Raw genomic sequence first — 25,303 nt, forward strand, 5'->3', positions numbered from 1 at the left:
ATTCGCCCGAAACAAACGTAGGAGCGAGCGCAGCTCGCGATGCGCCGCGCGCGGGCGGCGCCCGATTTCCGCCCCCTATAAATCTCCATTCATGCATTGCGAGTGCCACCCTAAAGCAGGCATGCGTTTTGCTTTGCCTAGCATAAAGGGCCAGAGGCCAGTTTTTTGTCGCCGCCCCCTCCGACCAATGCGGACCAACAGCACAATGAAAGCAGTCATTCTGGCCGGTGGGCTGGGCACACGCATCAGCGAAGAATCTCACCTGCGCCCCAAGCCGATGATCGAGATAGGCGGCAAGCCGATCATCTGGCACATCATGAAGATCTACTCGCACTACGGTATCAACGACTTCGTCATTTGCCTGGGCTACAAGGGCTATGTGATCAAGGAGTACTTCGCCAACTACTTCCTGCACATGTCGGACGTGACCTTCGACATGGCGGAAAACCGCATGGATATCCACAACCGCCACGCCGAGCCATGGCGGGTGACGCTGGTGGATACCGGGGAAAACACCGCCACCGGTGGCCGCCTGAAGCGTGTTCGCGATTACGTTGGCGATGAAACCTTCTGCCTCACTTACGGCGACGGTGTGTCCGACGTCGATATTCCGCGCCTGATCGAATTCCACCGCCAGCACGGCAAGATGGCCACGGTTACCGCTGTACAGCCGCCGGGTCGCTATGGCGCCCTGGACGTGCACGGCGAACAGGTACGCGGCTTTCAGGAAAAGCCGGCGGGCGACGGTGGCTGGATCAATGGCGGCTTCTTCGTGCTTGAACCGGCCGTGCTCGAATACATCCAGGGCGATGCCACCACCTGGGAAGACGAGCCCTTGCGCCGTCTGGCCGAAGACGGCCAGTTGATGAGCCACCTGCACCGTGGCTTCTGGCAGCCGATGGATACCCTGCGTGATCGCACGCTGCTTGAAACACACTGGAAGAACGGCGACGCAGCATGGCAGCTATGGCGTTGAGCCCAGCATTCTGGGCAGGGCGCCGCGTCCTGCTGACCGGGCATACCGGTTTCAAGGGCGGCTGGCTGGCCGTGTGGCTGCGCCAGCTTGGCGCCGAGCTGCGCGGTTTCGCCTTGCCTGCCGCCACCACGCCATCGCTGTGGCAGGTTGCGCAACTGCAACAGCAGATTCCAGGTGATTTCGCCGATATCCGTGATGCCTCGGCCCTGGCTCGTGCCCTGCAGGATTTCCAACCCGAGCTGGTGCTGCACCTCGCAGCTCAGCCGCTGGTGCGCGAGTCCTACCGTGCACCAGGCGACACCTACGCCACCAACGTCATAGGTACGCTCAACCTGCTGGAAGCGGTGCGTGCCACGCCTTCGGTGCGCGCGGTGCTGGTGGTGACAACTGACAAGTGCTACGACAACCGCGAGTGGCCCTGGCCCTACCGCGAGCAGGATGCCCTGGGCGGCTTCGACCCCTATAGCAGCAGCAAGGCCTGCGTCGAACTGCTGTGCGCCAGCTACCGCGACTCGTTCCTGCGCTCCGCCGGCGTGGCCCTGGCCACGGCGCGCGCAGGCAACGTACTGGGTGGCGGGGACTGGTCTGCCGAGCGCTTGCTGCCGGATATCCTTCGCGCCTGGCAAGACGGTGAAGAAGTGGTCTTGCGCTATCCCCATGCGATCCGCCCCTGGCAGCACGTGCTCGACCCACTGATGGGCTACCTGCAGCTGGCGCAGGGCTTGCTCACGGACGCCGAGCGATACGCAACAGCCTGGAACTTCGGCCCGGACAGCGCAGGCCTGGCCACCGTCGGCGAAATCGTCCGTCGTCTTGCCCTGCGCTGGCCAGGCGAGGCGCGCTGGTCGGTCGCCGGCGATGCCCAGCCGCATGAAGCCGGTTTGCTGGCACTGGACTCCAGCAAGGCGCGGCAGCTGCTTGGCTGGGCGCCACGCTGGTCGCTGGATGACACCCTTGAACATACCCTGGACTGGCACCTGGCCTGGCGCGCAGGGCGTGACATGAACATCGTTACCCGCGAGCAGATCGCGGTTCACCAAGGCGGAACCCATGAGTGACAGTACGGCGCAGCAGTTGCGCCAACAGATTGCCGAACTGGTCGGGCGATATGCCGAGCTGCAGATGGCGCCCAAACCCTTCGTGGCGGGGCAGAGCAGCGTTCCGCCTTCGGGCAAGGTGATCGGTGCCGGCGAGCTGCAGGCAATGACCGAGGCCGTGCTGGATGGCTGGCTGACGACCGGCCGCTTCAACGAGGCGTTCGAGAAGCGCCTGGCCAAGTACCTGGGGCGCCGCTGTGTACTCACCACCAACTCCGGCTCGTCGGCCAACCTGCTGGCGTTTTCCGCGCTGACTTCGCCACGCCTTGGCGATCGGGCGATCAAGCCGGGTGACGAGGTGATCGGCGTTGCTGCCGGCTTCCCGACCACCGTCAACCCGATCCTGCAGTTCGGCGCGGTACCGGTGTTCGTCGATATCGAGATGGGCACCTACAACATCGACCCGGCGCTGATCGAAGCTGCCATCGGCCCGAAGACCAAGGCCATCATGCTGGCGCATACCCTGGGCAATCCCTTCGACCTCAGCGTTGTTCGCGCCCTGTGCGACAAGTACGGCCTGTGGCTGATTGAAGACTGCTGCGATGCCCTGGGTTCCACCTACCAGGGGCGCATGGTCGGCACTTTTGGCGATATCGGCACTCTCAGCTTCTACCCGGCGCACCACATCACCATGGGCGAGGGCGGCGCAGTGTTTACCGATTCGCCGTTGCTCAAGCGCATCATCGAATCGTTCCGCGACTGGGGCCGCGATTGCTACTGCGCGCCGGGCGAGGACAACACCTGCAGCAAGCGCTTCTGCTGGCAAATGGGTGACCTGCCGCAAGGCTACGACCACAAGTACACCTACTCGCACCTGGGCTACAACCTGAAGATCACCGACATGCAGGCCGCCTGCGCCCTGGCGCAGATGGACCGGGTTGATGATTTCGTTGCCGCCCGTAAGCGCAACTTCGCCTGGCTGAGCGATCGGCTGGCCGGTTGTGCGGACCAACTGATCCTGCCGCAGGCCACCCGCGACAGCGACCCGTCCTGGTTCGGGTATCCGATCACCCTGCGCGATGGCTGTGGAATCAACCGCGTCGAGCTGGTGCGCTACCTGGATGAACAGGGCGTGGGCACACGCTTGCTGTTTGCCGGCAACCTGACCCGCCAGCCCTACATGCAAGGGCTCAACTATCGGGTTTCCGGCGAGTTGCCGGTAACCGACAAGATCATGAACGACACGTTCTGGATCGGCCTGTGGCCGGGCTTGAGCGATGACCACCTGGAACATGCAGCGCGCTGCCTGGAAACCTACCTGCAGAGGCTGCGCTGATGCGCGCCTACGTCCTGTGTGGCGGTTTCGGTACGCGGCTGCGCAGCGTCACTGACTCGCAGAAGGCCCTTGTACCCGTTCACGGTGAGCCATTCCTGGCGCGGGTACTGAGCCAGTTGGCCCGTGCCGGCATCAGCGAGGGCGTGCTGTGCGCGCATTACCGCGCCGAGCAGGTGGCCGAGCAGCTTGCCGAGCTGTCTCGCCAGGCCGGTCTGCCACTGTCGATGGTGGTGGAGCAGAGCCCGCTGGGAACCGGAGGGGCACTGCTCAACGCGTTGCGCGAGCAACCTGCGCAGGGCCGGTACCTGGTACTCAATGCGGACACCTTCGTGGATGTGCAGGGTTATCGGCAGATGCTTGCGGGCGAAGGCAACGCCATGCTGGCGGCGCGAGTCGATGACCGCAGCCGTTATGGCAGCCTGGCGCTGACTGCTACCGGGCACCTGGCTGCGCTGCAGGAAAAGGGCGTGCAGGGCGCCGGCCTGATCAACGCAGGGGTGTATGCCTTCACCGCGTCGGCCTTCGCCGCTACCCCCGTCCGCGCATGCTCCATGGAGCACGATCTGTTGCCCGAATTGCTCCAGCGAGAGGCCGTGGCCGTTGTCGATTACAGCGGGCGTTTCATTGATATCGGCACGCCAGAGTCGCTTGCGCGCTACACCCACGAATTTCTTCCGGATACCTCGCTATGAGCCTGCTGGTGCAGACCCTCAGCATTGGCCAACGCCAAAGCATTCTCGATGCGGTCAAGTGCATTGAAGCAGGCGCCTTGCAAATCGCCTTTGTGGTTGCGGACGACCGCCGTCTGCTGGGCGTGGTGACCAACGGCGATGTGCGTCGCCACCTGCTGCAGGGCGGGCAGACCGACCTGCCAGTCACAACTTGCATGAACAGCCATTACCGCGCGGTTCAAGCCGGTGCGTCGCGAGAGGAGTTGCTCAAGGCTTTCGACCTGGGTTTCAACGCCATCCCGGCCGTGGATGAGCAGGGGCGCCTGGTTGAGGTCTATACCCGCCTGATGGCGGCCAGCCCGGAAGTGCCGGTACTGGCACGGGCCCGTGCGCCAGTACGCATGAGCTTCTGCGGCGGCGGTGCGGACCTGACCTATTTCTTCATCGACCACCCGGCAGCGGTGCTCAGCTGTACCGTCGGGCTTTATGCCCACGCCACCCTGGTTCCACGGGGCGACCTTGGCATCCGCATTTTCTCCGAGGATCTGGGGCGCGAGGAGGACTACGACTCCCTGGCTGACCTGCTGGCCGCCAGTGAAAAAAGCCTGTTGGCGACCATCGTTTCGGTGATCAAGCCGCAATACGGCTTCGATCTCTACCTGCGTTCGGATTTTCCAGTGGGCTCCGGGCTGGGCGGCTCTTCCGCTGCCACCACGGCCACCATTGCGGTATTCAACGAACTGCGCCAGGACCGCTGGAGCACCTATGAGATCGCCGAACTGGCGTTCCAGGCCGAGCGCCTGTGCTTCGGTATCGCCGGTGGCTGGCAGGATCAGTACGCCTCGGCCTTCGGTGGCTTCAACTTGATCGAGTTCGAGAACCAGCGCAACCTGGTACACCCGATTCGCCTGGAAGAATCGATCCGCAACGAGCTGGAATCTTGCCTGGTGCTGTGTGACACCGGCCTTTCTCACGACTCCGGCCGCCTGCACGAGCTGCAGCGCGAGGAGATGCAGGCCGAGTCCGCGCAAACGGACCTGCTCCATGCAAGCGTCGCGCTTTGCCGGCGCATGCACCGTTACCTGATTCGCGGCGAACTGCGCGATTTCGGCCTTTGCCTGGACGAAGCCTGGCACCTGAAAAAGCGCTTTTCCTCGGCAATCAGCCATGGTCGTCTCGATGACATTTACGCCGCCGCGGTTGCGGCCGGCGCGCTCGGCGGCAAGCTGTTGGGCGCCGGTGGCGGTGGTTTCTTCCTGTTCTATGTACAACCTCAGCATCGCCAGCGTGTGGTGCATGCGGTGCGCGCACTGGGCTGCCAGGCTCAAGGCTTTCGCTTCGAGTCCTGCGGTGTAACTTCCTGGCGGACGAAAATCCAATGACCCCAATTATTCTCGACGGCATCGCCCTGGGTGGCGACCGTGTCTACGTCATCGCCGAAGCCGGCAACAACCACAACGGCTCGCTGGCATTGGCCAGGCAACTGGTTGACGCCGCCATTGCGGCAGGCGCCGACTGCGTCAAGTTCCAGCTGCGCAACCGCGAGGCGCTGTACCGGCGCAAGGCCGACGGCTCGCGTGCCGAAGACCTCGGTGTTGAGTACATTCAGGACCTGCTGGACAAGGTCGAACTGAGCCTCGACGAGCACCGCCAGGTGCGCGCCTACTGTGCTGAGAAGGGCATCACTTATCTGTGCACCCCCTGGGATGAACCTAGCGTCGATGCCCTGGCCCAGTTCGACGTGGCGGCCCTGAAAATTGCCTCGGCGGACTTGTGCAACCCCTACCTCATCGCCAAGGCCGCCAGCCTGGGCAAGCCGCTGATCCTGTCTACCGGCATGTCGTTCGAGCACGAAATCATCCGTGCCATCGAACAGCTCAACGCGCTGGGCACGCCCTTCGCGCTGCTGCACTGCAACAGCGCCTATCCGGCACCGGAAGCTGATATCCAGCTCGGCTACTTGCGTCGCCTGCAGGAGCTGCATTGCCTGGTCGGCTATTCCGGCCATGAGCGCGGTATTGCCATCACCCTCGGCGCTGTGGCCTTGGGCGCCCGGTTGGTGGAGCGCCACATTACCCTGGATCGCAACATGGAAGGCCCGGATCACCTGGCCAGCCTGGAACCCACCGAATTCCGCCAGTTGGTGGACGGCATCCGCCAACTGGAGCTGGCGCTGCCCTGGCAAGGGCCTGGGCGCCATGCCAGCCAGGGTGAGTTGCTGAACCGCGAGAACCTCGGTAAGAGCGTGATCGCTGCCCGCGATATCCCCCATGGCGCGGTGCTGGAGCAGGGCATGCTGCGCATCGCCAGCCCAGGCCAGGGCCTGCCGCCGTACCGGCTGCCAGAACTGCTGGGCAAGCCTGCCCACCGCGACATTGCCCAGGGCGACTTCCTTTTTGAAAGTGACCTGCAGGAACAGCAAACCGAGCAGAAGCTGGCATTCGACATGCCGATTCGCTGGGGTGTGCCGGTGCGCTACCACGACTTCCTCGACTACCGTCGGCGCATCGAGCCGGACCTGTTCGAATTCCACCTGTCGTACCGCGACCTCAGCCTGAAACCGCAGCCGTTCCTGGCCGAGGTGGATTGCTCGCGCCTGGTAATCCACGCCCCGGAACTGTTCGAGAACAGCGAGCTGCTGGACCTGGTTGCGGACGATCCGGCCTACCGTCGGCGCTCCATCGACAACCTGCAGCGCGTGGTCGATGCGACCCTGCAGATCGGCGAGTTCTTCCCTGGGGCTGATGCCCGGCTGATCGTCGCCAACATCGGCGGTTTTTCCGCCGACGCGCCGCGCCCGCTGGCCATGCGTCCCGAACTCTACGAGCGCTTCCATGAGGCCTGCCGCCTGGTGGATTTCGCCGGTACCGAGCTGATCCCGCAGAACATGGCGCCGTTCCCTTGGCATTTCGGCGGCCAGCGCCACCAGAACATTTTCATGATGCCCGACGAACTGGCGGCGCAGGCCCGCGAGCACGGCCTGCGCTTGTGCCTGGACCTGTCGCACCTGCAGATGACCTGCTTCCACTTCGGCCTCGACTTCCAGGCCGCGCTGGCGCTGCTGCTGCCGCATTCGGCGCACCTGCACGTGGCCGATGCCAAGGGTACCAACGGCGAAGGCGTAGTGATGGGTACCGGCGACATCGACTGGCCGGCCACCTGGGCGCAGATTCGCAATCATCCCGAGGTCAGCTTCATTCCTGAAGTCTGGCAAGGGCACAAGGATCATGGTGCCGGCTTCTGGTCGGCGCTGCAGTTTTTGACGCGGCTTGCTTAAGTGCCGGTTTCGAGAGGGTATTCAAGGTGACACAGACTGTCCGTGTAGCAGATTACATCATGGAGCGCCTGGCGCGTCTGGGCGTGGAGCAGGTCTACTTTCTGCCGGGCGGCGGTGCGATGCACCTCAATGACGCCCTGGGGCGCCACCCCGATCTGGAGCCGGTGCTGTGCCTGCACGAGCAGGCGGCGGCTATTGCCGCCGAAGCAGCCGGCAAGCTCACGGGTGGCCCGGCAGCATGCATGACGACCTGTGGCCCAGGTGCGACCAATACGGTTACGGCAGTGTTGGGTGCCTGGCTGGACTCAACGCCTGTGTTCTTCGTTTCTGGCCAGGTCAAGAGTGCCGACCTTAAAGCCGGTACCGGCCTGCGCATGCTGGGCGTTCAGGAAGCCGACATCGTGTCGATTGTCGAGCCGATCACCAAGGCGGCTTTCACCCTGACCGATCCCGAGGCGGTCGCCGAAGTCTTCGACCAGCTCGAACATGCCGCGCTCAGCGGGCGCCGAGGCCCGGTATGGCTGGATGTACCGCTGGACGTTCAGGCTGCCCGGATTGACCCGGCGACCTTGCGCCGGGCGCAGCGCCCCGTGGCTGCGGAGCAACCCGACATCCGTGCGGCGGTCGAGCAAACCGTGAGTTTGCTGCGCCAGGCCAAGCGCCCAGGCATCATCGCCGGCAGTGGTATTCGCATGGCGGGTGCGGTTGATGCATTCAACCAGTTGATCGAAGCCGCAGGCGTACCGGTCATGCCCACTTGGCTAGCCATGGACATCATCGAGGACGAGCACCCGCTCTATGGCGGCCGTCCAGGCTCCATAGCACCGCGCTGGGCCAACTTTGCGCTGCAGAACTGCGACCTGCTGATCGTGCTTGGTTCGCGCCTGGATATGGCGCTGACTGCCTACAACCATGCTCACTTCGCACCTTATGCGAAGAAAGTTGTGGTGGATATCGATCCGGCGGAAATCGCCAAGTTGCAGATGCCCATCGAGGTCTCCGTCGTCTCGGATGTGAAACCGTTCATTGAAGCCTTGGCTGCGCATGTTTGCCGTGATCGCCTACCGTCCTACGCCGACTGGCTGGCGCGCATCGCACAATGGCGCAAGCAATACCCGCTGTTGCAGAGCGAGCACGCGGACGACAGCCAGGGCGTGAGCATGTACTACTTCACTGACCAGCTGTCCTCGCTGCTCAACGAAGGCGACGTGATCGCACCGGGCAGCTCGGGTTTCGCCTCCGAGTTGTTCCTGCTCAACCTGCGCCTGAAGAAGGGCCAGCGTTGCTTCCACAACCGCGGCACGGGGTCGATGGGCTTTGGCATTCCGTCGGCAATCGGCGCGTGTCTGGCCTCTGGCCGCCAGCCGACTGTGTGTGTTGAAGGCGATGGTGGTTTGCAGCTGAACATTCAGGAGCTGGCGACCCTGGCCGCGCAGAATCTGCCGGTCAAATGCTTCGTCATCAACAACCAGGGCTATGCCTCGATTCGTGCCTCGCAGAGCGCTCATTTCAAACTGCTGGTGGGTGCCGATGCCAGCAGCGGATTGCAGCTGCCGGACCTGGCGCAACTGGCCAGTGCGTATGGTGTGGGTTATGCGCGCATCGAATCGCACAAAGATTTGCAGGCTGATTTGCAGGCAGTGCTGGAGCGCGATGGCCCGGTGATCTGTGAGGTACTTGTGCAGATCGAGGAGCCGCGTGTTCCACGGGTGATGACGCGCATGGACGAGAACGGCAAGCCGGTAACCGGTGCGCTCGAAGACTTGTATCCGTTCCTCAGCCGCGAAGAGCTGGCACAGCAGATGGCTGTTTCGCTGGACCGTCAGGGATGAAGGTGTGGCTCAAGCGTCGCTTGACCGGGTTGTGCTACGGCTACCTGCGTAGCCAGCACGACTGGGCGCATGATAAATCGCCCAAGGTGCGTCATGCACGCGTGCTGCCCATGGCCAGCCACGCGCCGTGGGTCAATGACGCCGCGTTTTTGAAGGTGTACGAGACCGTGCGCCACGCCACCTTGGTCGACATCATGCGGCTGTACGAGTTGTGGACGCTGGCGCGCCAACTCGACAACGTTGAGGGCGACTTTCTCGAGGTTGGGGTATGGCGCGGTGGCTCGGGGTGTTTGCTGGCAATGGCCGGCCAGCGCGAGGGGCGTAGTGTTTTTTTGGCGGACACGTTCACTGGCGTAGTCAAGGCCGGAGCACATGACACCAGCTACAGCGGCGGCGAGCATGCTGATACCGGTGTTGACCTGGTCCTGGAAATGGCCAAGCGTTGCCGGGTGGCAGATAACGTACGCGTACTGGTCGGCATGTTCCCGGAGAACAACGCGGAACAGGTCAGTGACCGGCTGGCGTTGCTGCATATTGACGTTGACGTCTATGAGTCTGCTCGCGATGTACTGCTTTGGGCTGCGCCCAGGCTCGTGCGTGGAGCCGTGGTGGTTTTCGACGATTACGGGTTCTTTGGCTGTGAAGGGGTAACGCGCATGGTCAACGAGTTCGTGACGCAGAACAGCGGATACCGCTTCCTTCATAACCTCAACGGGCATGCCGTCCTGATCAAGGTAGCCGATCATGGCGAATGAGTTCGGCTTCGACCAACTGTTGGTGTATGGGGCCAGGCTTGCAGGGCGGCGCGTACGGGATTATCTCGTTGCACGAGGGCAGCGCGTGGATGCTTTTCTCGACCGCGATGAGAGCTTGCACGACGTGGACGGCTTACCAGTCTTTAGTGCGCAAGACTGGGCTGCTAACCATGACCCGGCTAAAGCCTGTGTGTTGATAGGTTTGTTCAACGCCCATGTGGATACCAAGACCATTTTCGATGATCTGGAGGCGCTGGGGTTTGGTCGCATAGTCAGCCTGGTCGAATTCGTAGGCCTTTATCCAGAAGACCAGCCGTTTCGTTACTGGCTGGTTGCCCCCAGCTTTTACGAACAGCATGCAGCACGTATTGCAGCGTTGCGGGTTGCGCTGGAGGATGAGGCGAGCAAACAGCTGTTGGACGCGATAGTGGAGTACCGCACCTTGGGTGATCCGCGTTGCCTTCCTTCGGTAGCAGGGCAGCAGTATTTCCCGGAAGACGTGCCGGGTTTGCCTGAACCGCTGCGGTTCATCGATTGCGGTGCATACATCGGCGACACTGTTCAGGCGTTGCTGGCTGCCGGTTTTCGTTTCACCAGCCTGGCGACATTCGAGCCGGACCTGGATAACTATCGTCATCTGACGGCGCAACTTGGCCAGGTCCCGGGCGCAATCCATTTTCCCTGTGGCGTGTCAGACAGCAGCCGTTTGAGTGGGTATGACCCCACTCTGGGGGCGGGTGGACATCTTGTCGAGTCCGGCGGGAACCCTGTGTGTTGTGTGCGCCTGGATGACGCCTTGCCCGGATTCGCGCCGAACTTCATCAAGATGGATATCGAAGGCGAAGAGCCGGCAGCCTTGTGCGGGGCGGCGGGCCTGCTGCGTGCACATCGTCCGCACCTGGCCATTAGTATTTATCACCGTGCGGAACACCTCTGGGAAATAGCTGAGCAGTTGCAAGGCTTTGATTTGGGCTACCGCTTTTACCTGCGCTGTCACTCGCCCAGTACCTTTGATGCAGTGCTCTATGCTGTGCCTGAGAGGCCGTGAGTGCCACATGTCACGGTAGCTCATATGCTTTTTCGTCAGCGAAATACGTAGCGGTCGCGGTGCAAGGAAATCGGATGTGCGATCAATGAATAAACTGTCCACGATAGACCAGCCTGTTGTCATTTATGGTGGCGGTCAGATAGGTGTTGGCTTTTGTCGGCGTTTGATGCAATGCGGTGTGAACGTTTGCGCCATCATTGATCGTCATCCGGAAGGTGTGTCGAATGCGCCTGTACCGGTGATGAATGTGGAGACGTGCATTCAAAGGCATGGTAATGCGCTGGTGTTCGTGGCAATAGGAAATGGCCTTGCCCACCCTCCGATTGCGCGTACCTTGCGAAGCGTCGGCTATACGAAAATACTGCACTTGCCCGCGTTTCTCCGTGGAGAAAAAGCGGCCGCCATGACGCGCGCATGGAACGCATTTTATTCGGGTGATTATGCGGTGCCCTTTGCCAGTTTTGACGAGCTGTATACGGTGCACGCGGGTGACTACCTGTTGAGCGCGTTGTCAGATTATGTGACTGCCATTGTGCACAAGGACTATGTCTATACCGTAAGGCGTTCTTACGATGGCATTGATCACGATTACGCTGACTACTTCAAGTGGCAAAATCAGGAACAAGACGTTATCGACAGGGCGACCAACGTCCGGCTGGATGATCCGGCAGTCAAGGCACTGCTTCCTTTTGATGAGTTGTTTACCCAGGCGCAGCTGGACTTTTATCGCGCGAAAACCTTTTTCGATATGGGGGATTATTATCGAGAGGCTGCGTCAGTCGCCGTGTTTGATAGCGCAGCGCACCGCTTCAATATTCTCGATGGCTCTCATCGCGCCTTCTATCTGGAGCGCCAGGGGTTCGACGGCATTCCGCTTAAAATGAAGCGGGCGGAGTGGGAGGCTTATTTCAGAGCGTACCAGGCACAGGCGCTGATGGATTATTGCAGGCAGCTGCAGTCGCTTCCTGTTGTTGTTAAACATCCTGCTTTCATGTCGTTCCCCGTACGCGAGCGTGAGCCAGACGTTGAGTTCTTGCGCCTGCTCAAGGGAGTGTGCCCGGTATGATCTGGACTGCCGAGACGCCGATAGTGCTGTACGGTGCCGCCCATCGTGGGACGATGGTTTCGCGTTATCTGAGGGCTGGCTGCAATGTCACAGGCTTTATTGACAAGCGTGCTGCCGAGATAGAGCGCCACGAGGGGCTGCCGGTCACAAGTGTAGGGCATGCAGACAAATCTGCACTCGTGATCATTTGTGTAAACAATATTTTTGAGCACGAAAGCATTGCGCTTGGCTTGGCCGCAGAGGGGTTCGAACGGGTCATTTTTTGCCCGGTGAATGGGTCCAACATGTCGTGGCGATCTGCTGAAGACCGGGCGCAGATGGCAAAGCTTCATAACCATATCATTGACGAACAGCTGACCTTGCCCGTTGAGATCCCTGCATTGAGAGGGCTTTTTCATCCGGACTACAAGGATGATGCGCTCATCAGTGACGCGTCGGGGGACGTGCTGGCGTGGATACCGGCCTTGTTGGTCTGTGCACGCCGTAACGGGAATGGCCTGTTCCAGGACAGTCCGGTGTTTACCCTGTTCCCCTACCTGGAGCTGTTCAAGTGGTTTGACGGTGAGGCGGGCGCAACACCGGACCACTACATGGACCTTTACTGTCGCAACGCGGCTGATCAATTTGGTATCGCGCAAACGGCCGCGTGGGTGGATAACGTGCTGCGAAGCCGTAGGCAGGTGTATGAGCGCATGCGGCAAACGGAATCTATCGACCCCTTGTTCTTTTTGAACCATGCGGTGAAGGCGGACTGGAACAGTGAAGAAAACCACTTCAACATGGACAGCGGCAAACACCGTGCCGCCTTCCAGATTCATCGCAAGCGATCACTGGTTCCGCTCAAGCTGTCGAGTGCGGACTATGAGGCCTACCTTAATCGCCCCGCTTTGAAAGCGCTGATTGATTGCATGGTGCGATCAGGCATCACCGAATTGCCCTATCCAGTAATGCACTCGTATTTTCTGAGAGCGCCGTATCGGGCAGAAAGTGCCTACTATGAGACGTTGCTGAAGTTGTGCCGTGTGCTGGTACTGAGAAACTTCAGCGAAACCGGCAGGGTCAGCCTCCGCGGCGTTCATCTGCGGGCAGAAAGCGCCGAGCTCGAGCCGCTGGCCCAGGCGTTTGCGCTGCTAGGTTGCTCGGTTCGCCATGCTTATCAAGAAAGCGAGTTTGACCGTGGCGTCAGGGATTTGTACCGCATATCCGATCGCTTCGCACGGTCGGCCGCTGCGCTCGAAGCGTATGACTTTTTACTGGATGAGTGGGTGGCTCGATAATGCGTGCGCAACTGATTGATGTGTGTGCGCAGCCTGACTTGCAGGCGCAGGTGGATGATGTTATCCAGCGAATGGAGCAGCACTGCCCGGTACGCGTTTTGTGCTATTCGCTGATGGGCTCTATTCCTCTTGGTATGGGGAATGCTTCGTCTGATTATGACCTGCTTGCGTTTTACGAGCCGCAGCGGGCAATAACCGCCAAGCAGTATGATGTTATCAATAACAAGACCCCGCTGCTGGGCGCGGAGCACATTGCAGGGCAGGTAAACTTGTTGCTTGCTGATATTGAACTGTGTGCTTTGAAATTTATGGATATGCCGGAGGCTGTATTTTCGCAGGCATACCCTCATCATCTTAACTCTCTGACCGTCCATGACGCCGCGTTCGATATCACTGTGGTGCCTGGTTGCAGCTCTCCCAAGGTTGCCTCGATTTTTTCCGATATGTTCTATTACGGCAACGGTGTGTTGACGGATCGCTTGGGTAGCGTGCGTGAAAATTTTGCAGAGATGAAAAACCTGCTTCGGGTCTATGACTTTTGCAAGCGCCGCTTCGTAACGACTTACGGCCGGCTTCAGCACTATCTTGTGGATGAGGGCAATGTCAGGCTACGTACCTACCTGCAAAGCATCAACGATATTTTGGCGATCGAGTATGCGCTTGACCGCCTCGACGTACCGCCGCCTGATGTTTCGGTCATGCTGAATTATCTCGATGATGCAAAGGTGTCGGGAATTGCGCGGCACTATGTCGATGTTAACGGCAGCACCACGTCTGCAAAAGAAAAGCTACTGATTGATCCGAACTTGACGTTGAATCAGTGGATCGCTGAGAGGCTGGAGCGTATCAGGCCGCGCTTGGCGGCACTGTACCCGCAGCGCGCGGATGCACTGTTCGATATCGTTATCGAGTGACAAACGATTTTTTCAGGTGCTTGGTTTTATTTTATGTTGCGGGATGGCAGTTCGTGGCCATTCCAATCGGTTAGGCAGGTAATATGATGAATGCTGGCTTGTCCTCACTCGGCGCCAATTTTTCAGCGATGCAGAAGGGTTGCATCTATTCATTTGCACTTCCGTCTGGCGAGCGTTTGCCGGTTTGCTGGTCGGATGCGCCTCTGCGTGATGCTCAAGATCACATCGTGATCAGGCACCCGTCTCGGCTGGAGGCATTATCACGTCTGGATAATTACCCCAATATCAGGCGCTTGCTGGACTCGAACACTGGCCTGGCCGATTTGGCGGCGCTAAAGAAGCAGGCGCTCGGCTGGCTGAGTGAGGGGTTCTATATCTTTGGGGCCTTCAAGGTCGGTTTGCGATTGGCGCTTCACGCGCAAACGCTAGGCGTTGAGGTCAAAGGTTTTCTCGACAATGACCGGGCGAAGGAAGGCGGTTCAATGGAGGGGATCTCGATCGCTCACCCATCCAGCCTTTCTTTGGACAACGCGGTCGTCGTTGTCGCGAGTGGCAGGCATGGCAACGCCATTTCCAGGCAATTGGGTCAGGTGCCGGGGATTCGCCTGGTCAACATGCATGAATTTCTATACGCGCTGGATGGCGCGGGGCCTGGCCTGGGGTGCGAGAAGTTTTCCAGTTTTGCAGAGGCACCATTACGTGATCCCTGGCGGTTCATTTCTGCTTTTTTGTGCCTGGACGATGAGCCATCACGCAAGGTTTTTGATGCGTTGATCGGTATGCGCACACGCCTGTCAATTGCGTGTGCCGAGCAGGCCAAGTCGCCTTGGGATGAAGAGTATTTCGACAAGGCATTTGTACGGCCTGAACAGGCAGCGCGCTTTGTGGACGCTGGCGCGGCAGCGGGCGATACCCTGCATCGGCTGGAGAAACACTTTGGCCCGGTCGAGCAGGCCTGGCTGTTTGAACCCGAATTACCCGCTTACTACGAGGCGCTCAAGAGTGTCTCGGACCGGCCCAGTGTCTGGCTGTTCAACATGGGGCTGGACGAAGTGCCCAGCCGGGCCATCTATCAGCCAGAGCTTTCGTATGACATTGCTGGAGAATTAAGCAGTGATGTTCCCGCAAGCATCACCTCGTTCATTCAGGGTGTACCGCTGGATGCCGTGGTGCCGGGCAAGGTTGGCTTGTTCAAGCTCGACATCGAGGGCATGGAGGCATCTGCCTTGCGGGGCGCACGCATGATCATCGAGCGCGACAGGCCCGCGTTGGCAGTCTGTGCTTATCATCGTTCTGACGATTATTGGTGCTTGATCGATGAAGTGCAGTCCATTCGCAGCGATTACAAGGTGGGCATGCGCTTGTACGCGGACATTCTGGAAGACATTACCCTGTATTTCTATTAGGCCTGTGGCCAGGCGGCCATGCTTTGGGGGCGCCTGAACTGCTGCGGCGTCTCCACTCCCGCGTTTAACCTACCCATGAGTCCCTGACGCCAATGCCTGGATTTTCCTCGCTTTCACCCGTAATCAGAAACGCGTTGCTTGCCGTCCCCTCCACGCTTGGTTTGCACAACGCCTTGGCGGGGCAGCATGTGCTATTGACCGGTGGTACAGGTTTTTTTGGATCATGGTTGTTGGCGTTGTTTCAGCAACTAAACCTGCAAGGCGCAGGTGTGAATGTCACCGTTCTGTCACGCTACCCATCCCGGTTTCTGGATGCGCAGCCTTGTTACCGTGAGTGCGCTTGGCTGCATTGGGTCTGTGGTGATGTGCGTGATCTGCTGACCGTTCCGGGTCAGCCTGTCAATCTGATTATTCATGCGGCAACCGAAACTTCCGCGGCTGCCCATGGCAAACCGTTGGAAATTTTCGACACCATCATGACCGGTGCGCGTCGGGTGCTCGACCTGGCAGTAAGGGATCAGGCGCGCGTGCTTTTTACTGGCTCCGGTGCGCAGTACGGGGTTCTGCGGGGAGGAGCCGGTGAGGTCGCCGGGGTCGCGGAAGGCTTCGCTAGCGCTTGTGTCAGCAACAGCGCGGGAAGTGCGTATGCCGAAGGTAAGCGAGCACAGGAAACCTTGGGCGCGATTTATGCACAGACGCATGGCATTGACGTAATCATGGCGCGCTGCTTCGCCTTTTCGGGGCCAGGTCTGCCGCTTGATGGCCACTTCGCCATTGGCAACTTTGTTCGTGACGCCCTGTTTGCGGATCAGGTGGTGATCCGCTCTTGTGGGACGGCGGTGCGTAGCTATTTGCACGGTGCAGATCTGGCTGCATGGCTGTTGGTTTTGCTGGCACGAGGCAAATCCGGCGAGGCCTACAACGTTGGCTCCGATCAGGCGATCAGCATTGCCGATCTGGCGCGTCGGGTTGTTTCGCGAGTGGCTCAAGGAAAACAGGTGCGGATCATGGGGCGCCCCGAGGGTTCGGAGCGTTCCTTTTATGTACCGGATATTGGCCATGCCCGTGGGTTGGGGCTGGACGTCTGGACCAGCCTGGACCAATCGATCGACAGCATGGCTGCCTGGGCGAAATCCCTGGGTGAACGAAATTGAATTTCAACGAGGCTGCGTGTAAGCGAGGCCGTGACAGAGGGGATGCGTGATGGATTGGGCCTCAATTGCAGGCGGTAGTTGCCAGGGGAAGCCTTGGCGAGTGGGTATCGCCGGGGTTCAGCTAGGGCAGGAGCAGAAGGCTTTTCTTTTAAGCGATGAGCAATGGGAGAAGTTGCAGGCTCTATTTCCTCTTGGCCCATTGCAGACCTATGGTAATGCCAACGGTCTTGTCTTCGAGCGGGTGGTGGTAGCCGACGTCACTGGTCACTATGACAGTGTCCTCTTGATTGAGCAGGTTGATGCAAGCTCGCAAGTGCTTACATTCTCGGCCGATACTCGACGCTATCTGATGCAGTTGGAGAACTCCAGGGACGGCGCACAGCTACTCGAACAGTTTGATCGGGTGTTTCTACCTGCCAAAGAGGCGTTCACAGGCCAAGACCTGGTGCGGCTCAATCAGCCGCTGGAACTACCGCTTGCCGAATTGAGCCTGCGCTCGGCTTTCAGCGCAAAGGCATGTGTGCATGGCCGGGACGCTATCGAGTTGGCGGGAGCACACTTCGCTTTATGTGACCTTGAGCCCGAGTTGTCGGGTTGGCTGTCACCTGAGTGGCAGTCTTGCCTGTTGTCGGGTGCCGTTCCTGTGCATACCGCAACCGCTTCGGTGCCAGAATGGTTTCCGCGTGACTGCTATGTAGACGGTAGTGCGTTTAGTAACAGCGAAGACTTGTTCGCTTTTCTTGATGGTATGCAGTGGGCGGAGTACGAGGCGCTGGCGAGTCGCTTGCGGTCGTTTCTCATGCAAGGCAGCGCTCGCCCGGATGAGCGTATTTACCCCTATACCGTAGACTTCTGGATCAATGCGCTGACCTCCGCCATTGCACTGGATGCAACAGCGGTGCGTGGCGCAGCGCCGTTGTTGAGCGTGGTCATCCCAGCCTATAACTATGGTCGGTATCTGGGGCAGGCAGTGCGGTCCGTGTTGAGCCAGGGTGTCGAGGAGGTTGAAGTCCTTGTTGTGGACAATGACTCGACGGACAACACGCAGTTGGTCATGGCGGAATTTTCGTCTGATACGCGGGTGCGCTATATGCGTAACCGGCGGAATTTCGGGGCAGGCAACAGCTCTCAAAATGGCTTTTGGGCAGCCAAAGGCAAATACATGATTTTGTTCATGGCCGACGATTTCATGAATCCAGGCCATGTTCAGCGCCTTCTCCCTGCGCTGGAAAGCAATGCGCAGGTTGCCCTGGGTTACAGTCCTATATGTTGGGTCAGCGAGCAAGGAGAGCCCGTACCAGGGCCTCGCCACCCGGGGCATCGGGGCGCAGATTATTTTGGCGGGCGTAATGAGGTTGCGGATCTTCTGATTTACGACAGCTACATTACTCCCTCTGCAGCCATCATTCGTAGAGATGCCTTTTTCAAGGCCTGGCGGCGTGATGTCAGAATTCGAGGGTCTGGTGACTGGCAGCTTATGGTTCAGCTTGCAGAGCTTTACCCTGACTTCGCCTTCAGCGCTGTGCCTGGTGTGAGCTATCGCGTACATGGTGCACAACATTCCCATGAGTTTTATGTCTCCTCCGCACCGCTGGAAGGGCACACCTGTATTCTCGAAGGCGTATTTGAGCGTGGTAACGAAGGGCGGCTGAAAGGCTATGAACGCGAAGTTGCTGCGCACCTCAAGCGGCGGCTGACGCTTTATCCGCAAGAGCAGGATACCGGGCTCGGCAAACGGGTTCGGCAATTGTGTGGGCGTCTGGAAGCCCTGGCGCAAGACGCCGAGAGAACGCTGTTCTCCATCATATTGACCACGTTTAACCGCCCGCAATTGCTCAAGGATGCGCTGAACAGTATTGCTCATCAGTCCTTCAAGGACTTTGACGTCATTCTGGTCAACGATAATGGCGACCCGGTCGAGTCGCTGCTGGCTGACTACGATTTCCCCATCACCTATATCCGCCAAGGCCGTAATCGCGGCCCTGCCGCAGCCCGTAATACCGCTTTGCACCTGGCCCGTGGTCGGTATGTCGTGTACCTGGACGACGACGACCTGTACCTGCCTGACCATCTTGAAACATTGGCCAAAGCGCTGGATACCCACCCCGACAGTGTGGTGTACACAGATGCAGTCTTCATTCAGGAAGCGATTGCGGCTGGCAAGCGGACTGAGGTGGCGCGCGAGCAACGCTATCCCCACGAGGCTTATTCCAGGGAGCTTTTGCTGGTCAACAACTACATCCCAATCAACACGTTTGCCTGCCCACGCGCGCTCGCACTGTCAGTGGGGGACTTCGATGAGTCGCTGGCAGGCTTGGAGGATTGGGATTTCCTCATGCGCCTGAGCGCGCGAAGCGCTTTCCATCATGTTCGCTGCGAGACGGTGGAAGTCCGTATGCGCCTGGATGACAGTGCGCCTGCACGACGTTCCGAGCAGGCACTGAAAGATTACCCAGCGCTTTATCGCGAGTTGTATGCCCGCCATGGCGACGTCGGCAGCGAAGAAGTAAGCCGCGGGCGTCAGCAAATGCTGGAGCATCTGGGTGGCAAGCCCAAGGCGTTGACGCTGCAAACCTGGCTGGCCGAACGCGTTCCGGATGCCATGCAGAGCCGCTTGATCGCACAGCGTCTGCACGCGACTCAGGGCGGTCCTGTGATCGGAATAATCGTGATGGACGCTGACGGGCACGCAGAGCGGTTGAAAGCTTCTCTGCAAAGCCTGAGTAGTGATCACTGCCTTTATTCCACTTTGAAAATTGTGGCGATGACGCCGGGCGAGGCCCCCGCCACTTCAGCGCTGGACAAGCTGCATTTCATGCGTTTGACTGATGCCAGCTTGAGCGATCAGCTGAACCTGGCTGTTCAGGCGGGTGAGTTCGACTGGTTCATGCTTGTAGAGGCGGGGAGTGAGTTCACTGCAAGCGGCTTGCTGATTGCCGCGCTTGACCTGTTGGCGGCGCCGGGCTGTCGGGCCGTTTACGGTGATGAGGGTTTGCGTTCCGATGGGTCAGAAATGGGCGCTGTGCTGCGCCCTGATCTTAACCTTGATCTACTGCTCAGTTTGCCAGCAAGCATGTCAAGTCACTGGCTGTTCAACCGTCAGGTGTGGCTGGAAATGGGCGGCTTCCGCCAGGAAGCGGGCCAGGCGTTCGAGCTGGATTACATTCTGCGACTGATCGAGTCTGCCGGTTTCGATGGGCTGGGGCATATCAGCGAGCCATTGTTGATCTGTGATGTCCCTTCGTTGCGCGACTGCCCGGACGAGCGCGGGGTCATTCAGCGCCATCTGCATGCACGCGGTTTTGCCCAGGCGCGCATCGGGTCTCGTCTGCCAGGGCGTTATGATCTGGACTATGGCGCCCCCGGCGACGCACCGGTCAGCATCCTGATCCTGCTCCAGGGCAACAGCACCGAGCGGGTGCAGCGCTGCATGGAAACCATTCTGGAGAAGACAACCTATCGAAACTACGAGGTGCTGCTGCTGGCGCGTGATAATGCCGGCCCGGCAGTAAACGGCTGGCTCGACAACGTTGCCCGGCTTGGCACCGATGCCATTCGTTGCCTGCGATTCCCTGCCGGCATGGCGCCTGTGCAAATGCGCAACCAGGCCGCCGGGCAGGCCCGTGGTGATTTCCTGCTGTGGCTGGACGAAGGCGCTGCGGTGCTCGATAACGATTGGTTGCAGCAGATGCTCAACCACGGCATGCGCCAGGAAGTCGGCGTGGTGGGGGCCAAACTGGTGGCGGGGGACGCTACCATCAGCCATGCCGGTTTCGTGCTCGGCCTGAATGGCCCTGTTGGCGAAGCTTTTGCCGGTCAGCCGATGGACGCGTCCGGCTATCTGCAGCGCCTGCAAGTGGACCAGAACTATGTCGCCGTGAGCGGCAAGTGCCTGCTGGTGAACAAAAGCCTGTTCCTGGAGGCGGGCGGTTTCGACGAGTCCCCCGAGTTGCAGCGCTGGACGGATGTTGATCTGTGCCTGCGCCTGCACCGTGGCGGCTACCTGAACGTGTGGACGCCGCGTGTTCAGTTGCTGCTAAGTGAGGATGCTGTAACGCCGGCCACCGCCGCAGAAGAAGATGCCTTGTATGACCGCTGGCTGCCTGTACTGGCACGCGACCCGCTCCACAACCCGAACTTCTCGCTGTCTTCCAGCAATGGCCTCGGCCTGGCGCCCTCCGGTCTGAGCTGGCGACCGTTGTCGTCCTGGAAACCGCTGCCGACGATCCTCGCCCATGCGGCGGACAGAGGAGGGTGTGGCAACTACCGGGTCATCCAGCCGCTGGATACGCTCAACCGCGAGGGGCTGGCCGAGGGGGTGGTGGCGTGGAATTATCTGGCGCCTGCCGAACTTGAGCGTTATCAGCCCGACAGCATCATCCTGCAGCGCCAGGTTGGCGATGAGCAGATTGAGCATATACGCCGGATGCACGCGTTTTCGCGGGCTTTCAAGGTCTTCGAGCTGGACGACTACCTGCCCAACCTGCCACTCAAGAGCGTGCACAGGGCGCACATGCCCAAGGACATTCTGCGGTCCATACGTCGCGGTCTTTCCTATGTGGACCGCTTTGTCGTCTCCACGCAGCCGCTGGCCGAGGCCTTCGCCGGCGTACATGGCGATATCCGCGTGGTATCCAACACGCTGGATACCCGCTACTGGAGCGACCTCAAGGCCCTGCGCCGGCAGTCGTGCAAACCGCGCGTCGGCTGGGCGGGTGGGGCGAGCCATACGGGCGACCTGGAAGTGATCGCGGACGTGGTGAAGGAATTGGCCAACGAGGTGGAGTGGGTGTTCTTCGGCATGTGCCCGGACAAGCTGCGGCCTTATGTTCATGAGTTCCACCCGAGTGTCTCGATTGAGCAATACCCCGCGACGCTGGCCAGGATGAACCTGGACCTGGCCCTGGCGCCGGTCGAGCAGAACCTGTTCAACGAGTGCAAGAGCAACCTGCGTTTGCTGGAGTACGGCGCTTGTGGTTTCCCGGTGATCGCCAGCGACCTGCGTTGCTACCAGGGCTACAGCGATTTGCCGGTCACACTGGTGAAGAACCGTTTCCGAGGCTGGGTAGATGCCATTCGCATGCACATCTCTGATCTGGATGCCACGGCGAAGGCGGGCGATGCACTGCGCAATGCAGTGCTGGGCGGCTGGATGCTCGAAGGCGACAACCTGAGCAACTGGCGCAAGGCCTGGCTGCCGGACTGATACATTGTCGTAGGCCTGGATCGGCCTCTTCGCGGGCTTGCCCGCACCCACAGGTACAGCGCAGGGCTTGACTCCTATGCTGGCCCTGTGGGAGCGGGCAAGCCCGCGAAGAGGCCGGCACAGGCAACACAAATCCCCATCCCCGGCACGGCTATTGCTTCACCGCTGGCAACACACCGTTTTTATGACGGTCAGCCACGCGAGAGAGCACGATGCCCCAGGCCGCCCACGTAACCCGAGCCCCCGATCATCAGGGGCAGACCCCGATCGAGCAGGACAGCCACCAGGGTATCGAGCAAGCCTTCGCCCTGTTCAACCAGGTGTCCAGCCAACTCAGCCAGTCCTACAGCCTGCTCGAAGCCCGGGTCAGTGAACTCAAAGGCGAGCTGGCCGTGGTCAGTGCCCAGCGCATAGAAGAGCTGAGCGAAAAGGAACGCCTGGCCAACCGCCTGCAGAACCTGCTGGCCCTGCTACCCGGCGGGGTAATCGTGATCGATGGCCATGGCCTTGTACGTGAAGCCAACCCGGCTGCTTGCGAACTGCTCGGTGAACCGCTGATCGGCGAACTGTGGCGCCAGGTGATCGCCCGCAGCTTTGCGCCGCGCAAGGACGATGGCCACGAAGTCTCGCTACGCGATGGCCGCCGGTTGTCCATCGCCACCCGCTCGCTGGACGCTGAACCCGGCCAACTGGTGCTGCTCAACGACCTGACTGAAACCCGTCGCCTGCAAGACCAGCTGGCCCGCCACGAGCGGCTGTCGTCGCTGGGGCGCATGGTCGCTTCGCTGGCGCATCAAATCCGTACGCCGCTGTCGGCCGCCATGCTCTACGCCAGCCATCTCGCTGACAGCGAGCAACAGCTGAGCCCGGAAACCCGCCAGCGTTTCGCCGGTACCTTGAAGGAGCGCCTGCACGAGCTGGAGCACCAGGTGCGTGACATGCTGGTGTTCGCCCGTGGCGAGTTGCCGCTGGGTGATCGGGTTACCCCAAAAGCCCTTTTCCAGGCCCTGCAGCAGGCGGCTCAGGCGCATGTGCAGGGGCACGCTGTGCGCTGGCAGTGCGACAGCCATTTGGGTGAGCTGCTGTGCAATCGCGACACCCTGGTCGGCGCCTTGCTCAACCTGATCGAAAATGCCCTGCAGGCCAGCGACGGCCCGGCGCGCTTGAAGGTGCACCTGTTCCGGCGCGAGCGCACCCTGCATCTGTGTGTCAGTGACGCCGGCAGCGGTATCGCCGCCGAGTTGTTGGCGCGCCTGGGCGAGCCGTTCCTGACCACCAAGGCCACTGGCACCGGCCTCGGCCTGGCGGTGGTCAAGGCTGTGGTGCGTGCACACCAGGGCGCTATCAGCCTGCGTTCGAAGGTGGGCCGAGGCACCTGCGTGCGGGTAGAGCTGCCGTTGATCGACGGGCAATTGGCGGAGGGGGTGTAATGGCAATCAAGGTGCTGCTGGTCGAGGACGACCGCGTATTGCGCCAAGCGCTGGGCGATACCCTGGAAATCGGCGGTTTCGCCTACCAGGCAGTGGGCAGTGCCGAAGAAGCGCTGGAGGCGGTGGTGGATGATGCCTTCAGCCTGGTGGTCAGCGATGTGAACATGCCCGGTATGGACGGGCATCAGTTGTTGAGCCAGTTGCGCCGCCAGCAACCTCAGCTGCCGGTGCTGTTGATGACGGCGCACGCCGCCGTCGAGCGTGCCGTCGAAGCAATGCGCCAAGGTGCTGCCGACTATTTGGTCAAACCGTTCGAGCCCAAGGCGCTGCTCAGCCTGGTCGAGCGGCATGCCGCCGGGCGGTTGTCCGCTGACGAGGGCCCGGTGGCCTGCGAGCCGGCCAGCCGCCAGTTGCTGGAGCTGGCCGCGCGCGTGGCGCGCAGTGACTCGACCGTGCTGATTTCTGGTGAGTCCGGCACCGGTAAGGAAGTGCTGGCGCGCTACATTCACCAGCAGTCGCCGAGGGCGGCGCAGCCCTTCGTGGCCATCAACTGCGCGGCCATCCCCGACAACATGCTCGAAGCCACCCTGTTCGGCCATGAAAAGGGGGCCTTCACCGGTGCCATCGCCGCCCAGGCCGGCAAGTTCGAGCAGGCCGAAGACGGCACCCTGCTGCTCGACGAAATCTCGGAAATGCCAATGGCCTTGCAGGCCAAGCTGCTGCGCGTGCTGCAGGAGCGCGAAGTGGAGCGGGTAGGCGGGCGCAAGCCGATCAGCCTGGACATTCGCGTGCTGGCAACCACCAACCGCGACCTGGCTGGCGAAGTGGCAGCCGGTCGCTTCCGTGAAGACCTGTTCTACCGCCTGTCAGTGTTCCCCCTGGCTTGGTGTCCGTTGCGTGAGCGCCCGGGCGACATCCTGCAACTGGCCGAGCGCCTGCTGGCGCGCCATGCGGCCAAGATGAAACACGCCCCGGTACGCCTGTCGCCGCAGGCCCGGGCTTGCCTGCAAGCCTATGCCTGGCCGGGCAACGTGCGTGAACTGGACAACGCGCTTCAGCGGGCGCTGATCCTGCAGCAGGGTGGGGTGATCGAGGCGGCGGATTTTTGTCTGGCAGGCGCCATTCCCTTGTCGGCTGGCATAGAGCCATCACCTGAAGTAGCGGCCGAGGCCAGCGGGCTGGGTGATGACATGCGCCGCCATGAGTACCAGATGATCATCGATACCCTGCGCGCCGAGCGCGGTCGGCGCAAAGAGGCGGCCGAGCGGCTGGGCATCAGCCCGCGGACCCTGCGCTATAAGCTGGCGCAGATGCGCGATGCCGGGTTCGACGTCGAGGCCAGCCTGTTCGGCTGACACTGCGCCCGCAGAGGGCGCGATACCTGTGGGAGCGGGTTCACCCGCGAACACCGGCGCAGCCGGTGCCATATACCGAGTCGGATTCTTCGCGGGTGAACCCGCTCCCACAGGGGCTGTGTTGCCTGAACTATATAGGCTGGCACCTTTGTTGCTTTACGTAGGCTATTCGCCGCATGAGTGTCAAAAAAATGCGGCCGCAGGAGAGAGAAGGGTCATGAGCCAAGGTGTTGAATTCAATCGTCTGATGCTGGACATGCGGGCCATGCAGGCCGATGCCATGTCGCTGCCCAAGGTCACCGCCGCCCCCGAGCTGGCGCCGGGGCAGAGTACCTTTGCCGACATGCTTGGCCAGGCCATCGGCAAGGTGCATGAGACCCAGCAGGCATCGACCCAGCTGGCCAATGCCTTCGAGATCGGCAAGAGCGGCGTCGACCTGACCGACGTGATGATCGCTTCGCAAAAGGCCAGCGTATCGATGCAGGCAATGACCCAGGTACGCAACAAGCTGGTCCAGGCGTACCAGGACATCATGCAGATGCCGGTTTGAGGACGGACGTAGA

Annotated in this window: 18 protein-coding genes; all 18 read left to right on the forward strand. The window is 60.7% G+C overall.

Translation table 11 applies throughout. The annotated features are described in order from the left end of the window. Positions 1-205 precede the first annotated feature (205 nt). The 18 genes from rfbF (at position 206) to fliE (ending at position 25,290) form a co-directional block, all read left to right on the forward strand. Positions 206-976 (forward strand): glucose-1-phosphate cytidylyltransferase, encoded by a 771-nt coding sequence (gene rfbF / locus ACN6NG_RS06695; protein ID WP_474313299.1) that lies wholly within the window; start codon positions 206-208, stop codon positions 974-976. Continuing rightward, on the forward strand, positions 967-2,034 hold the full coding sequence (rfbG, locus tag ACN6NG_RS06700) for a CDP-glucose 4,6-dehydratase (RefSeq protein WP_353457040.1): 1,068 nt from the start codon (positions 967-969) through the stop codon (positions 2,032-2,034). The genes rfbF and rfbG overlap by 10 nt, the downstream gene beginning before the upstream one ends. Beyond that, on the forward strand, positions 2,027-3,349 hold the full coding sequence (rfbH, locus tag ACN6NG_RS06705) for a lipopolysaccharide biosynthesis protein RfbH (RefSeq protein WP_353457010.1): 1,323 nt from the start codon (positions 2,027-2,029) through the stop codon (positions 3,347-3,349). Before rfbG ends, rfbH begins: the two co-directional genes overlap by 8 nt. Further along, positions 3,349-4,041 (forward strand): sugar phosphate nucleotidyltransferase, encoded by a 693-nt coding sequence (locus ACN6NG_RS06710; RefSeq protein WP_274138456.1) that lies wholly within the window; start codon positions 3,349-3,351, stop codon positions 4,039-4,041. The genes rfbH and ACN6NG_RS06710 overlap by 1 nt, the downstream gene beginning before the upstream one ends. After that, positions 4,038-5,402 carry a GHMP family kinase ATP-binding protein gene (locus tag ACN6NG_RS06715; RefSeq protein ID WP_474313303.1) on the forward strand — a complete coding sequence of 455 codons (1,365 nt, stop codon included), beginning with the start codon at positions 4,038-4,040 and terminating at the stop codon, positions 5,400-5,402. The genes ACN6NG_RS06710 and ACN6NG_RS06715 overlap by 4 nt, the downstream gene beginning before the upstream one ends. Further along, positions 5,399-7,297: an N-acetylneuraminate synthase family protein gene (locus tag ACN6NG_RS06720; protein ID WP_474313304.1), complete on the forward strand. Its 1,899-nt coding sequence runs from the start codon at positions 5,399-5,401 to the stop codon at positions 7,295-7,297. The genes ACN6NG_RS06715 and ACN6NG_RS06720 overlap by 4 nt, the downstream gene beginning before the upstream one ends. A gap of 26 nt (positions 7,298-7,323) precedes the next feature. Then, positions 7,324-9,129 (forward strand): thiamine pyrophosphate-binding protein, encoded by a 1,806-nt coding sequence (locus ACN6NG_RS06725; protein ID WP_474313307.1) that lies wholly within the window; start codon positions 7,324-7,326, stop codon positions 9,127-9,129. Next, positions 9,126-9,884, forward strand: coding sequence for a TylF/MycF/NovP-related O-methyltransferase (locus ACN6NG_RS06730; RefSeq protein ID WP_353457014.1), 759 nt, complete (start codon positions 9,126-9,128; stop codon positions 9,882-9,884). Before ACN6NG_RS06725 ends, ACN6NG_RS06730 begins: the two co-directional genes overlap by 4 nt. Further along, complete coding sequence (locus tag ACN6NG_RS06735; RefSeq protein ID WP_353457015.1) at positions 9,874-10,932, forward strand: FkbM family methyltransferase; 1,059 nt, start codon at positions 9,874-9,876, stop codon at positions 10,930-10,932. The genes ACN6NG_RS06730 and ACN6NG_RS06735 overlap by 11 nt, the downstream gene beginning before the upstream one ends. 85 nt (positions 10,933-11,017) lie before the next feature. Next, the gene (locus tag ACN6NG_RS06740; RefSeq protein WP_353457017.1) at positions 11,018-11,998 is read left to right on the forward strand and encodes a hypothetical protein; all 981 of its coding nucleotides are present in this window, start codon (positions 11,018-11,020) and stop codon (positions 11,996-11,998) included. After that, positions 11,995-13,275, forward strand: coding sequence for a hypothetical protein (locus tag ACN6NG_RS06745; RefSeq protein WP_353457018.1), 1,281 nt, complete (start codon positions 11,995-11,997; stop codon positions 13,273-13,275). Before ACN6NG_RS06740 ends, ACN6NG_RS06745 begins: the two co-directional genes overlap by 4 nt. Continuing rightward, positions 13,275-14,189 (forward strand): hypothetical protein, encoded by a 915-nt coding sequence (locus tag ACN6NG_RS06750; protein ID WP_019471419.1) that lies wholly within the window; start codon positions 13,275-13,277, stop codon positions 14,187-14,189. The genes ACN6NG_RS06745 and ACN6NG_RS06750 overlap by 1 nt, the downstream gene beginning before the upstream one ends. An 86-nt stretch (positions 14,190-14,275) precedes the next feature. Continuing rightward, positions 14,276-15,595 (forward strand): FkbM family methyltransferase, encoded by a 1,320-nt coding sequence (locus ACN6NG_RS06755; protein ID WP_258653514.1) that lies wholly within the window; start codon positions 14,276-14,278, stop codon positions 15,593-15,595. Between the two features lie 92 nt (positions 15,596-15,687). Beyond that, a complete protein-coding gene (locus tag ACN6NG_RS06760) occupies positions 15,688-16,749 on the forward strand; it encodes an NAD-dependent epimerase/dehydratase family protein (protein WP_353457019.1) in 1,062 nt (353 codons plus the stop codon). Positions 16,750-16,849: 100 nt separating this feature from the next. Then, positions 16,850-21,955: a glycosyltransferase gene (locus tag ACN6NG_RS06765; RefSeq protein WP_353457020.1), complete on the forward strand. Its 5,106-nt coding sequence runs from the start codon at positions 16,850-16,852 to the stop codon at positions 21,953-21,955. A gap of 212 nt (positions 21,956-22,167) precedes the next feature. Continuing rightward, positions 22,168-23,385 carry a sensor histidine kinase gene (locus ACN6NG_RS06770; protein ID WP_059394789.1) on the forward strand — a complete coding sequence of 406 codons (1,218 nt, stop codon included), beginning with the start codon at positions 22,168-22,170 and terminating at the stop codon, positions 23,383-23,385. Beyond that, positions 23,385-24,740, forward strand: coding sequence for a sigma-54-dependent transcriptional regulator (locus ACN6NG_RS06775; protein ID WP_474313312.1), 1,356 nt, complete (start codon positions 23,385-23,387; stop codon positions 24,738-24,740). Before ACN6NG_RS06770 ends, ACN6NG_RS06775 begins: the two co-directional genes overlap by 1 nt. A gap of 217 nt (positions 24,741-24,957) precedes the next feature. Beyond that, positions 24,958-25,290: a flagellar hook-basal body complex protein FliE gene (gene fliE, locus ACN6NG_RS06780; protein WP_003254438.1), complete on the forward strand. Its 333-nt coding sequence runs from the start codon at positions 24,958-24,960 to the stop codon at positions 25,288-25,290. Positions 25,291-25,303: the final 13 nt, after the last annotated feature.

This window comes from Pseudomonas sp. TSO6 (genome assembly GCF_056098905.1).